Annotated in this window: 8 protein-coding genes; 2 read left to right on the plus strand and 6 right to left on the minus strand. The window is 64.7% G+C overall.

Features of this window, described 5'->3' with window-relative positions; genetic code table 11:
- The first annotated feature begins 9 nt into the window (after positions 1-9).
- Positions 10-1,215, plus strand: a complete 1,206-nt coding sequence (gene hmpA / locus AC07WT_RS02550; protein WP_494945931.1) for an NO-inducible flavohemoprotein — start codon at positions 10-12, stop codon at positions 1,213-1,215.
- A 48-nt stretch (positions 1,216-1,263) separates the two neighbouring features.
- Here the strand turns inward: hmpA and AC07WT_RS02555 are convergent, their stop codons facing one another.
- The 6 genes from AC07WT_RS02555 to AC07WT_RS02580 form a co-directional block, all read right to left on the minus strand.
- Entirely contained in the window at positions 1,264-1,596 is a 333-nt protein-coding gene (locus AC07WT_RS02555; RefSeq protein WP_492593989.1) for a helix-turn-helix domain-containing protein, read from the minus strand.
- Positions 1,597-1,599: 3 nt separating this feature from the next.
- Positions 1,600-1,938, minus strand: coding sequence for a type II toxin-antitoxin system RelE/ParE family toxin (locus AC07WT_RS02560; RefSeq protein ID WP_494945932.1), 339 nt, complete (start codon positions 1,936-1,938; stop codon positions 1,600-1,602).
- Positions 1,939-2,115: 177 nt separating this feature from the next.
- On the minus strand, positions 2,116-3,189 hold the full coding sequence (gene aroG / locus AC07WT_RS02565) for a 3-deoxy-7-phosphoheptulonate synthase AroG (RefSeq protein WP_115103789.1): 1,074 nt from the start codon (positions 3,187-3,189) through the stop codon (positions 2,116-2,118).
- A 404-nt stretch (positions 3,190-3,593) separates the two neighbouring features.
- Positions 3,594-5,060, minus strand: coding sequence for a metalloprotease TldD (gene tldD / locus AC07WT_RS02570; protein ID WP_494945933.1), 1,467 nt, complete (start codon positions 5,058-5,060; stop codon positions 3,594-3,596).
- A gap of 102 nt (positions 5,061-5,162) precedes the next feature.
- A complete protein-coding gene (locus AC07WT_RS02575; RefSeq protein WP_492593986.1) occupies positions 5,163-6,038 on the minus strand; it encodes a carbon-nitrogen hydrolase family protein in 876 nt (291 codons plus the stop codon).
- Between the two features lie 126 nt (positions 6,039-6,164).
- Positions 6,165-10,337 (minus strand): YhdP family protein, encoded by a 4,173-nt coding sequence (locus tag AC07WT_RS02580; RefSeq protein ID WP_494945934.1) that lies wholly within the window; start codon positions 10,335-10,337, stop codon positions 6,165-6,167.
- Between the two features lie 186 nt (positions 10,338-10,523).
- Between AC07WT_RS02580 and glnE the strand changes: the two genes are divergently transcribed.
- The gene (glnE, locus tag AC07WT_RS02585) at positions 10,524-13,316 is read left to right on the plus strand and encodes a bifunctional [glutamate--ammonia ligase]-adenylyl-L-tyrosine phosphorylase/[glutamate--ammonia-ligase] adenylyltransferase (RefSeq protein WP_494945935.1); all 2,793 of its coding nucleotides are present in this window, start codon (positions 10,524-10,526) and stop codon (positions 13,314-13,316) included.
- Positions 13,317-13,334: the final 18 nt, after the last annotated feature.

A 13,334-nucleotide genomic window follows, 5' to 3' on the forward strand; every position in this document is an offset into this window, starting at 1 on the left:
GAAGTGCCCATGACCGCTCTCACAGCCGACCAGATTGCCCGCGTCAAAGCCACTGTGCCCGTTCTTGCCGAACATGGCACGACCATCACCCGGCATTTCTACAAGCGCATGTTCGCGCACCATCCCGAGTTGAAGAACGTGTTCAACCAGACTCACCAGAAGAGCGGCAGCCAGCCGGAAACGCTGGCGAAGGCGGTGTACGCGTATGCCGCCAATATCGACAATCTCGGCGCGTTGGGCCCGACTGTGTCGCGAATCGCCCATAAGCACGTGAGCCTGAATATCCGGCCGGAGCAATACCCGATCGTGGGGCGTCATCTGCTGGGCGCAATTGTCGATGTGTTGGGCGACGCGGTCGATCAGGAGACGCTCGGCGCGTGGGAAGCCGCGTACGGGCAACTCGCCGGCATTTTCGTCGGCGCGGAGGCGAAGCTTTATGAAGGCGCTGCGTGGAGCGGCTTCCGGCCGTTCAAGGTCGCGCGCAAGGAGGTGGAGAGCGATGAAATCACGTCGTTCTATCTGACTCCCGCCGACGGCTCGCCCGCTTGCGGCTTCGAGCCGGGCCAATATCTGAGCGTGAAGCGCTTCGTGGATGAACTTGGCGTCGATCAGCCGCGGCAATACAGTCTGTCGGATGCGCCGAACGGCAAATGGCTGCGTATCTCGGTGAAGCGCGAAGCAGGCTGCGAAGACACGGCGCCGGGTCACGTGTCCAATCTGCTGCACGACGGTGTCGAAGTGGGCGCGGTGGTGCATGTCAGCGCGCCGATGGGCGACTTCACACTCGACCGCAAGAAAACCACGCCGGTGGTGCTGATGAGCGGCGGCGTGGGCGTGACACCGATGACCTCGATGCTGTCCACGTTGCTCGCCGACCAGAGCGGCCGCAGCGTGACCTTCGTGCATGCGTGCCGCAATGGCCGCGTGCACGCGTTCCGGCAGTGGCTGAACGACAAGGTCGCGGCGCATCCCAACGTCACGCGTGCGGTGTTCTACGAAGCCATTGAAGCGAGCGATCGTGCCGGTATCGACTACGACTTCGAAGGCCGCCTCGACGTGGCGAAAATCGCCGACAAGGTGATCGTGCCCGATGCGGATTACTACATCTGCGGGCCGGTGCCGTTCATGCGCGCGCAGTGCGACGCGCTGGCCGCGCTCGGTGTGGACGCGGCGCGGATTCACACCGAAGTGTTCGGTTCAGGCGCGGTGCAATAAAACGACGAGGCGCATGGAGAAGCGCGCTTCGAGAGTGCGCCATGCGCCTTAACCGACCGCCAGCGTCACCGGCTTGCCGATTCGGCTCATCATTTCGACCAAGGTGTCGATGGTGAATTTGGTGGTCTTCTTGTTGACCACGTCGGACACGCGCGGGCGCGACACCATCAGAATTTCTGCCGCCTCGGCCTGCTTGAGGTGATGCTGCTCGATCCAGTTGGACAGCTCGGTCATCAACTGTTCTTTGAGCAACCGCGTGTCGTTGATCTGCTTTTGCGACGCAGCGTGCAACCGCCTGGCTTCTTCAGCGGAAAAGCCGAGTTCGAGGAACAGGTTCGCACCGGGCTTTGTCACGTGACGGATTTTTGTGTCGATCGTCATTTGCTAAGTTTTCCTATCGTTGACTATGGCGCGATACCGCGTTTCGGCAATGTTCCTGTCGTGCGGCCCCAGCTTCTGTGTCTTTTTCTGAAAGCAGTGCAACACGTACAACGCTTCCACGAACTTTGTCACATACATCACACGATAAATACCGTCCGCTTCCTTGATGCGAATCTCGCGCGTTCCGGCGCCGATCGCATCAAACGGCTTCCAGTCGTCAGGGTCCAGACCCGCCTGAATCTTGCCAGGTTGAAACCCGGCCTGACGGCGCGGCTCTTCGGGAAAGTCCAGTAAATCGCGATAGCTGGAGCCCATCCAGCGAATTTCTTTTTCCTGCGCCATAGCCGCCTTTCATGTACAAAATCTTATACGCAACATCCAGCCGGGTCAAGCCGGCGATGAGTTGTTACGGTACAGAGACGGTTCATGAAGCACCATTAGTCCCGTTTGGCTAACAAAAAACCCGGCTCGGTGAGCCGGGTTTTTTGCTGAACCCATTACAGCAATGGCACAGGACTTTTAGTTGCCGCTGCCGCGCGCCACGCGCCGTTGCTTGACCGCTTCGGCGAGACCTTCCAGTACAGCGACGCTTTCGTCCCAGCCGATGCACGCATCGGTGATGCTCTGGCCGTACGTCAGCGCGCAGCCTTCCTGCAGATCCTGGCGGCCCGCGACCAGATGCGACTCCACCATCACGCCAACAATCCGTTCGTCACCTGACGCAATCTGGCGGCCGATATCCGCGCACACCGGAATCTGATTTTCGTGCTTCTTCGAGCTGTTCGCGTGGCTCGCGTCGATCATCAGACGCGCAGCGAGACCGGCCTTGCCGATGTCGGCACAAGCGGCGTTCACGCTATCCGCGTCGTAGTTCGGCGTCTTGCCGCCGCGCAGGATGATGTGGCAATCCTCATTGCCGGCGGTCGAGACGATCGCGGAGTGACCGCCCTTGGTGACCGACAGGAAATGGTGCGGCTGCGACGCGGCCTTGATCGCGTCGACGGCGATCTTGACGTTGCCGTCCGTGCCGTTCTTGAAGCCGACCGGGCACGACAGCCCCGAAGCCAGTTCACGATGCACTTGCGACTCGGTGGTGCGCGCACCGATCGCGCCCCATGAGATCAGGTCGGCGATATACTGCGGGCTGATCATGTCGAGGTATTCGGTGCCGGCCGGCAGGCCCAGTTCGTTGATGCGCAGCAGCAGCTCGCGCGCGGTGCGCAGGCCGTCATTGATCTTGAAGCTGTTGTCCATGTGCGGGTCGTTGATGAGACCCTTCCAGCCCACGGTGGTGCGCGGCTTTTCGAAGTACACGCGCATCACGACTTCGAGTTCGCCGGCGAAGCGCTTGCGCTGTTCGACCAGACGCCCGGCGTATTCCATCGCTGCCTTCGTGTCGTGAATCGAGCACGGTCCGATAACGACGATCAGACGATCTTCCATGCCGTGCAGGATGCGATGCATCGCCGTGCGCGAGTTGTAGATCACGTCGGACACCGTTTCGTCGCAGGCGAATTCGCGGATCAGGTGGGCGGGCGGCGTGAGTTCTTTCAATTCGCGGATGCGGACATCGTCGGTGTTGTGCGGGGGCATGGTTGTTCTCCTGAATCGGTTCGTAGCGTGTTCGCGCAGGCAACGAAGGCTGCGATCAGAAAGCAATCGGGCAGCGATGCCAGAGCGGACGACAATCAATAAAGTTTCAAAGACAAAATTTCGAAAGCGTGAGGCGAAAAAAAACCGCCAGGCTAGCTGGCGGTTTTTCGGGAATTCCTGGTGTCCTGCATGCACTAACACCCCTCTCGATCCGCCAGCGGTCTGAGATACCAAAAAAAGTAAAAGTAAAACTTGGCGGACATGGCGAAATGAGGTCGCTGGTCAAAAAGGGTGAGTGACTTTATAACCCGCGCAGGCTCGGCTGGCAACCCGAGGGGTGTAAAAATGCGGGAAATCCGCATACTTCGCGCGAGAAATGCACGAAGTATGCGTGAACCTGAAAATCAGGCCGTGCCGCCAACCGTCATCCGGTCGATCCGCAGCGTCGGCTGGCCGACGCCCACCGGCACGCTCTGGCCTTCCTTGCCGCACACGCCGACGCCCGAATCCAGCTTCATGTCGTTGCCGATCATGCTGACGTATTTGAGCGATTCCGGGCCGCTGCCGATCAGCGTGGCGCCCTTGACCGGGTAGGTGACCTTGCCGTTTTCGATCATGTACGCCTCGGAGGCCGAGAACACGAACTTGCCGTTCGTGATGTCGACCTGGCCGCCGCCGAAGTTCACCGCGTACAAACCGTTCTTCACGGACGCGATGATTTCCTGCGGGTCTTTGTCGCCGTTGAGCATGTACGTGTTGGTCATGCGCGGCATCGGCAGCGCGGCGTACGACTCGCGCCGCGCATTGCCCGTGACCGGCATCTTCATCAGACGCGCGTTCAGCGTGTCCTGGATGTAGCCCTTCAGGATGCCGTCTTCGATCAGCGTCGTGCACTGAGTCGGGTTGCCTTCGTCGTCGATATTGAGCGAGCCGCGGCGGTTCGGCAGCGTGCCGTCGTCGACCACGGTGACGCCCTTGGCAGCGACCTGCTCGCCGATGCGCCCAGCAAATGCCGACGAACCCTTGCGGTTGAAGTCGCCTTCCAGACCGTGACCGATCGCTTCGTGCAGCAGCACGCCGGGCCAGCCCGGGCCGAGCACGACGGTCATCGCGCCAGCCGGAGCCGGACGGGCGTCGAGATTGACCAGCGCCGCGTGCACGGCGTCGTCGACATAGCGCGACAGCACTTCGTCGGTGAAGTAACCGTAATCGAAACGGCCACCGCCGCCGCCGCTGCCGATTTCGCGGCGGCCGTTCTGTTCGGCGATCACCGTAACCGACACGCGCACCAGCGGCCGGATGTCGGCCGCAAAGCCGCCGTCGCTGCGCGCCACGAGCACCACGTCGTATTCACCGGCGAGGCCTGCCATCACTTGCTGGATGCGCGGGTCGCGCCCGCGCGCCATCTGTTCGATGCGTTCGAGCAGCTTGACCTTGGCGGTGGCGTCGAGCGAATGCAGCGGATCGGACGGCAGGTACAGGTCACGCCCGGCGATGCCGGTCAGCGACGACGCCACCTTGACCTTCTGCTTGCCGCCCCCTGCCTTGGCGATCGCGCGGGTGGCGATGGCCGCCTGACGGATCGCTTCGGGCGACAGGTCGTCCGAATACGCGAAAGCCGTGCGGTCGCCCGATACGGCGCGCACGCCGACGCCCTGATCGATGCTGAAGCTGCCCGACTTCACGATGCCTTCTTCGAGACTCCACGCTTCGCTGCGCGTCAACTGGAAATACAGGTCCGCGTAGTCGATCTTGTGCGTGAAGATTTCGGCGAGCGTGCGGGTGAGCAGGGATTCGTCGAGACCGTAGGGCGTCAGGAGGATGTCCTTGGCGGTGGCGAGATTACGGATACCGGGTTCGATGATATTCATGCGAAGTATGTTCTGCTCGATACGAAGGGTTCGGTTAGCGCCACGGTCACTATATGAGTGGGCGGCGCCGCAGTTTCAATGTCGGGTTTTAACTTGGATCGGTCAACTCAGCACGCGGTGACGCCAGGCGGGCAGGCTCTGCCGCACTTCGTCGATGCGCGCACGCTCGAGATTGCCGGCCACCACGCCAGCGCCTTCGTCGCGCACCGCGACGATCTCGCCCCACGGGTCGATCAGCATGCTGTGGCCCCATGTCCGGCGGCCGTTCTCATGTTTGCCGCCTTGCGCGGCGGCCAGCACGTAGCACTGGTTTTCGACCGCCCGGGCGCGCAGCAACATGTCCCAATGCGCGCGGCCGGTGGTGTAGGTGAACGCCGACGGCACCACGATCAGCGCGCAGTCGCCCATGCGCCGGTACAGCTCCGGAAAGCGCAGATCGTAGCAGACCGACAGACCGACGCGTCCGAACGGCGCCTCGAAGGTGCGGACTTCGCCGCCGGGGCAGATGGTGCGCGCCTCGTCGAACGATTCGTCGCCCTTTTCGAAGTTGAACAGATGGATCTTGTCGTAGCGCGCGGCCTCGGCGCCTTGCGGGTCGAACACCAGCGTGGTGTTCAGCACGCGCGAGGCTTCCGGCGCCATCAGCGGCAGCGTGCCGCCGATCACCCAGACCTTGTGACGGCGCGCGGCATCGGCGAGAAAGCGCTGGATCGGTCCGTCCTGGTAGGGTTCGCGCACGGCGAGCTTGTCTGTGTCCTTGAAGCCCATGAAGCAGAAGTATTCAGGCAGCAGGACGAGTTGCGCGCCGTCAGCGGCGGCTTCGGCGATCAGCCGTTCCGCTTCGGCAAGATTGCGCTCCCGATCCGGCGTGCTGACCATTTGCAGCGCGGCGACGCGAAATACGCTTGCGGGGGATCCGCTGGACGCCGCGGAGGACGCGGCGGTGGACGAGGTTGAAGAGACGTGTGTTTCGCTCATGAGCGTTTCCAACAACTCCCGGCAAAGGCGGCGGCGTCAACCGCTCGCGCCGCGTACGTCGATCAAGGCTGGCTGGTGCCGCTGGCGCGGCACCGCGCTCTATTCGTCAATCTGGTGAAACAGGGCTCAGTGCGCTTCCACGGTCGAAGCCGGAGCGTCCATCTTACCGCGATCGCTCTTCACCCGCTCGATGTGCGGTTTCGACCACGAACCGGTAATCGCGTACTCGCGCGCAAACGCCGTCGAGACCGACTTGCTGAACGCCAGATCGGCCACCAGCGCGCCCAGACCCAGCAGCGGATTGATCACGGTCGCGGCGATCACCGCGGCGCCCGCGCTGACGGTCGGCACGATCGCCACGTGCAGGTCCTGGGTTTCCTGTGCCAGATCGACCGAACCCTTCATTTCGGCGCGCGCCGGCGCCGTGACCATCTCGAAGTTCTCGGTGCGGCCGATGCCGTTATGGATCTGGCCGGTGCCCGTGACGTGTTCGAACGGCAGCCCCTCGCCGATCACGTCGCGGAAATTCAGCGTGGCGAAGCGCGCGAGGCTTTGCAGGCTCAGCACGCCCAGCAGCTTGGCGACGCCTGGGTCGACCTTGAGAATCTGCCCGTGGCGCAGATCGACGGCCAGATTGCCGTTGAGCGTCGGATAGTCGATTGCGGTCGGGCCGCCGCGCCACACCATCTTGCCCGACAGCGTGCCGCTGCCGGCCTTGAGCGTGCGCGGCTGGCCGAAGCGCTCGAGCAGCGCGCCGGCGTCCTTGATGTCGAGTTTGAAATCGAACACGGTACGGCGCGGTGTCGCTTCGTCGGCGGTATTGCCCAAGCCCGTCGAGGTGCGCCAGTTGGCCGTGGCGGTCAGCGTGGCGGCGGGGTTGCTGATGTCGAGCTTGTCGAGTTGCCAGACCGGCACGCCGTCTTCGTCGAAATTGTGCGCGTCGACTTCGAGGCGGCCGATATTGTGATCGCGCACGATCAGTTCGTTGACCACCAGATCGATCGACGGCATGTTCTGCGCCGGCGCCGACATCGCCTGGCCGAGCAGATCCTTGTCCGTGGCCGAGGGAATCACCACGCGGGCGAAGCGCGCCTGTAGCGTGCCCGGCGATTCCTTGTTGGCGCCCGGCAGCCAGGAAACGTGACCGGACACCTGGTTCGACGCAATATTGGCCTGCCATTTGCCTTCGGCATGCGACGCGCCGACGATCACGCTGTCCCAGTGGCGCTTGAGCAGCGTCAGCGTGCCGATGTGCAGCGCGAAGCGGCTCGGCAGGAATTGCGCGACAGTGCTGTTCGGCGTGGCGGCGGGCGCCTCCTTATTGCGCATCTGCGTGACGAGCGCGCGCCACGCGTCGGCGTCGAACGCTTCGACGTCGACGGCGGCGATCACACCTTCGGACGGCAACTCGGCAGGGCGGTTCACGCCGACCGCGCCCAGCACGACGGCCGGCGGCGTGTTCGGCCGGTAGCGCAGCAGATAGGCGGCGGCGATCGGGCCGAAGGTCAGGTCGGCGCGTTCCAGACCGGATTCGCTCGCCGTGGCCGCAGGGCTGATGGCGAAGCGCAGCGGCATCGGCGTGCCGACCGGCTTGTTGAACGGGGCGGGGAAGTCGAGCGCGAGGCCGGTCAGATCGGAGTTCGCCGTGACTTCCGGCAGCCGGCCCCTCGCGCCGCGCACGTTGAGCGCGTAGGGCGCGCTGCCGCTCATGCGCGTCAGCACCTGCTCGGCCGGGCCATGCAGATTGAGACCGCGCGCCGCGTCGACGGCGATATGGCCGCCGACATCGAGCGCATACGTGCCGTCCTGCTTCAATCCGCCTTTCGCGTGCACGTCGCCGCCCATGAACTGGCCGGAGAGCCGGTCGGTCTGCGCGGTATGCTCGGTGAAGCGCACCTTGCCGTTCAGTTGCGACAGCGGCGGCACGTTCTCGACCGTCAGGCGGTTGTTCTGAAAGCCGACTGCGCCTTCCACGGCGATATGCGGTTTCGGCGTGCGCGGCACCGTCAGCTTGAGCGCCAGCGCGGCGGGTCCTTCGGCGCGCACCTTCGCGGTCGCGTGTCTGGACATGATGCCGAGCGAGCTTTCGTTGACGTAGTCGAGCATGTCGGCGAGCGGCCCGCGCCCGTCGCCGTCGATGACGAGGTTCGACGCCTTGGTGCCGAGGTCGTCGATCTTGCCGCTCACCCTGGTCAGCGCGACGCGCTTGTAATGCGCGCGGTCGATATCGAAACGCAGCACGTTCTGCTTGAGCTCGAACACGCCGTCGATGCCGTCCAGCGGCGGCCACACGTTCGGTGTGCCGTTCTTCATCTTGCGCGGCGGGTACGGCGAGGGGTCGAACTTGCCGCCCTTGAACGGCGCGACGATATGGAAAAGCCCCGCGGTCGGCTCGCGCGAATACGGGAATTGGGTCAGGTCGCCGTGCACTTCGATGGTCGCGCCGTGCGACATGCCGGCTTGCAGCCCGTGGCCCAGATAGATGCGCAGTTTTTCGCTGATGCTGGTCGGCAGATAGCGGACGATGCGCGTCACCTGCGCGCGCTGGAAGTCCGCTTTCAGATCGAGCGAGCCGCGCCCATGGCCGGGATTGCTGTAACTGGCCGTGGCGATGGCCGCGACGTCCGTGTTGGAGACGCCGAAGTCGGCCACTTTCACAGCGAACGCCCGGTGGTTCTCACCTGGCGCTTTCGGCGTGATGGTCCAGTCGGCGCGGCCATGCAGGTGGTCGAGCTTCAGGCGCGGATCGTCGAATACGCCTGGCAGCGTGAGCGCGACGTTCGACGTGTTGAGAAGCGCCGAGCCGTGGTTTTCGTCGGCATCGACGTGGCCCCACAGGTTTTCGATGCCCGGTATGCCGGCGCGCGGGTGATTTCGCGCCGTCAGCCCGGGCGGCGGTTCCTGCGCGGCGACGCTGATGCCTTGCAGATCGCCCTTGAAGCGATAGCGCTCGATCGGCTCGGCGCCGCTCGGCCGGTGGTCGCTGCCCGCTTCGCCGGACTCCGGTTTGCCGCGCTCGACTTCGATCACATAGTTCGCGACCAGTCCGCGTGGATTGAAGCGCACAAGGCTGTTCAGGAGACGCGTCGGCAACGGCAGCGCGCGGCTGAATTCGGCGAGGATGCCCAGATCGACGCGGTCGCCGCTGACGCTGACGAGTTGCCCATGCTGCAGCGTGGCGGTCCGGTAGCGGCCGTTCAGCGTCGTTAGCGCGAGGATGCGGGTGAGCGGCGTGCCGTCGTCGAGCGCCGGCTGGCCGAGTTCGGCGTGCAAATCGCTCAGTTGCAGCCTGTAGTCGCCCTGGTCGGCTTCGAGGCGCCACGAGAAATTGGCGACCGGCACGACCAGCCTGGGCTGGGTAGGGCGCACCCGCATCGCGACCTCCGTGCCGGCAAGCTGGCCGCCCGCCGACTTCATGCGGCCATCGGCGAAGTCGACCCAGATCGCATTGTCGATGCGGCCTGCAAACGTCTCGATCGGGAAATTGACGTAGCGCGCGAGCGTCGGCAGATCGACCGGTCCGGTCGATACGTAGACCTGGCCGGTCCAGTTGACCGGCTTGCCAATTGCGGAGAGCGGCGCATGTTTGAAATGCGCGCGGAAATCAAGCGGGCCGTGCAGGACCTGGCCTTCGGCGGGCGCCTGCAGCGCGAGCCGGTGATCGTAGCCGTCGTTGAGAATCGCAAGGCGGATGTCGTGCAGCGCGAGCTCCGGCGCATCGTGTTGCGCGTCGCGCCAGCGCAGGACCCCGCCGCGCAGCACGATTGCCTGCTGGCGCAATAGCCAGGTGGACAATGTGTCGTTGCCGCTGTGCTGGGTCGGCACCGGCACGCCCGCCACCGAAAGCACGCCGTCGCTGGTGCGCGACACCAGCACGTCAGGCTGATCGACGATCAGGCTGGAAAGCGCCGGATGAAACTGCCAGAGCGACTTCCATGACAGCGTCGCGGTAGCGTGCGGAATGGTCAGCGCGGCCTTGCCTTCGTGATCGCGGATGACGATATCGGTGACGTCGAGGCCCGGCTGAAAGCCGCTCCAATGCGGCGCCAGCTTGCCGATGGTGAATTGAGTGTGCAGCTTGTCGGAGACGGTGGCTTCGATCTGCGGCCGGAACGAATCGATGCGCGGCAGCAGCACGTACCGCAAACCGAGAAACAGACCCGCCGCGATGAAGTAGAGGGCGAGTGCGAGCGCCAGCACCACGTGGGACGTCCGATGCAGCAAGACGTGTGCGCTTCCGCTCGCGGGCCGGACCTGGCCGGTTTCGTGCGGGTCGGCTGATTCGTTTCGCTCGGACATGCTGCGGCGGGTAGGCGTATGGTAGTTTTGCGAATTAACGACGAAATGTAACACACGGCATAGTGTCGGCGGACTTCCGGCAAACCCTGTCTGCATGCCGTCTTGCGACTTGCGCGAGGCCGGCGGACCCCTGTGCCGCAGCGAACTGAACAACGCAACTAAAGCAACGAGCGAGCCAGACCCTTGATGACTGACGCCACTCTTCTGAGTTCCAGCTATTCACACTACGCGGCACGCGCCGCAGCGGCCCGTCCGCAACTCGTGGCGCATGTGGCGGCGCTGGCGTCCGCGCCGCTCAGCCGTGAACGCATCGACGCGCGTTTCGACATGTTGTGCGCCGAGGCGGCGGAGGCGGCCGGCGGCGCATTGAGCGAGGATGCACTCAAACGGGCTTTGCGCCAGTTGCGAACCGAGGTGTTTTGCGCCGTGATGGAGCGCGACCTGGCCGGCGAGGCGGATGTCGCCGAAGTCACCGGCGCAATGACCGACCTGGCCGAGACGACGATCCGGCGCGCGCTGGCGGTCCTGTGCGCCGAACTCGAAGTGCTGTACGGCGAGCCGCGCGGGCCGCAAGGCGAGCGGCTCGCTCTGGGCGTGGTCGGGATGGGCAAGCTGGGCGGGCGTGAGCTGAACGTGTCGTCGGATATCGACCTGATCTTCATCTATGAGGAAGACGGCGAGACGGCGGGTGGCCAGCGTTCGCCGATCGCCGTGCAGGATTTTTTTACGCGCCTCGGCAAGCGCCTGATCGGCGCTTTGGCGGAAGTGACCGCCGACGGCTACGTGTTTCGCGTCGATATGCGCCTGCGGCCGAATGGCGATTCGGGGCCGCTGGTGTGCAGCATCGGCATGCTCGAAGAGTATTTCTACGTGCAGGGCCGCGAATGGGAGCGCTATGCGTGGATCAAGGGGCGGCTCGTGTCCGAGGGCGTGAGCGATGCCGCGCAGCGCTTGCAGAAGCAGCTCGACGCGATCGTCACGCCGTTCGTCTATCGCCGCTACCTCGACTTCGGCGTGATCAGCGCGATTCGCGCGCTGCATTTGCAGATTCGCCAGGAAGCGCAGCGCCGCGCGTCGATGCGGCCCGACAAGGCCGACGACATCAAGCTGGGCCGCGGCGGCATCCGCGAAATCGAGTTCAGCGCCCAGGTGTTCCAGCTGATCCGCGGCGGCCAGGATGCCGGTTTCCGCGTGCGGCCGACGCTCGCGGTGCTGCGGCACGCGGCAACTCACGGGCTGATCGACACGGCGGTGTGCGTGAAGCTTTCGCAGGCGTACCGCTTCTTGCGCGAGCTCGAACATCGCCTGCAATACCGCAACGACGCGCAGACCCACGCGATGCCGGTCGATCCCGAAGACCGCGCGGCGCTCGCTCATGCGATGGGTTGCGACGACTACGCGGCGCTGATGGCGAAGCTCGACGCCCACCGCGAATTTGTCGAACAGCAGTTCGACCAGATTTTCGCCGACAAGGTGAGCGGCCGCGACGGCTGCGGCGCACCTGAGGACGGCGCGGCAGCGTGGGTCTGGAGCAGCGCGCTCGCCGACGACAGCGCGGACGAAGCCTTGCGGGCCCGTCTGACCGAACTGGGCGTGGCCGAACCGGGCGATCTGCTGGCACGGCTGCGCGCGGTGTGGCAGTCGTCGCGTTACGCGGGGTTGGCCGAGCGCAGCCGGCAACGTTTCGACATCGTCGCGCAGCGCGCGCTGGAAGCCGCGCGTACGCTGGAGCCGGCCGGGCGGCGCGGCGACACGGTGGCGCGCTTTTTCGACCTGCTCGAAGCGGTGAGCCGGCGCGGCGCGTACCTGGCGTTGCTGACCGAATATCCGCAGGCGTTGCATCGGGTGCTGTCGGTGCTGGGCGGTTCGCGCTGGGCGGCCGGCTATCTGATTCGCCACCCGCAATTGCTCGACGAACTGCTCGACGACGAAGCGATCGCCAGTCCGTTCGATTGGCTCGAGTTCAAGCGCACGCTGCGCCTGCGTCTGGCCGCCGCCGACGGCGTCGAACAGCAGATGGACTTGTTGCGCCATGCGCACCAGGCCGAGGTGTTCCGCATCCTGCTCATCGATCTGGCCGGCAAGCTGAGCGTCGAACACGTGAGCGACCGCCTGTCCGAACTCGCCGACGCCGTGCTCGACGTGACGCTCGAAGCCGTCTGGAAGCAGTTGCCCAAACGCCATCGCGAGGTGCCGCGCTTCGCGGTGATCGCCTACGGCAAGCTGGGCGGCAAGGAACTGGGCTACGCGTCCGACCTCGACGTGATCTTCCTCTACGACGATCCCGACGATGCCGCCGCGGACGTCTACGCAACCTACACGCGCCGCCTGATCACCTGGCTGACGACCGCGACCGGCGCCGGCACCCTGTTCGACATCGATTTGCGGCTGCGGCCGAACGGCGAGTCGGGCCTGCTCGTCACCGATCTGGACGCGTTTCGCCGTTATCAGCTGCGCGAAGGCGACGCCGCCAACACCGCGTGGGTCTGGGAGCATCAGGCATTGAGCCGGGCGCGTTACTGCGCAGGCGACGCCGGCATCGGCGCGCAATTCGAAGCAATCCGTGAACAGGTGCTGACGACGCCGCGCGAGGCCGCGCCGCTGGCGGCGGAAATCGTCGAGATGCGCGAGCGCGTCGAGGCCGGACATCCGAACCATACGGCGCTCTTCGACCTGAAGCACGACCGCGGCGGGATGGTCGATATCGAATTCACCGTGCAGTACTGGGTGCTGCTGCACGCGGCGAGCGATCCGGCACTGATCCGCAATACGGGCAATATCACGTTGCTGCGCGAAGTGTCGCGTTTCGGCTTGATGAGCGAGGCGGAAGCGGAGACGGTGGGCGCGGCGTATCGAACCTATCGGAAGTTGCAGCACAGGCTGCGTCTGGATGGGATGGAGAAGGCGCGAGTCGATCCTGCTTCGGTGGCAAGCGAGCGCGAGGCGGTGCTGGCGTTGTGGAAGCGGGTGTTTGGCTGACTTTCCGGCGCGCTTGCC

It is taken from the genome of Paraburkholderia sp. GW821-FHT02A12, from assembly GCF_059422005.1.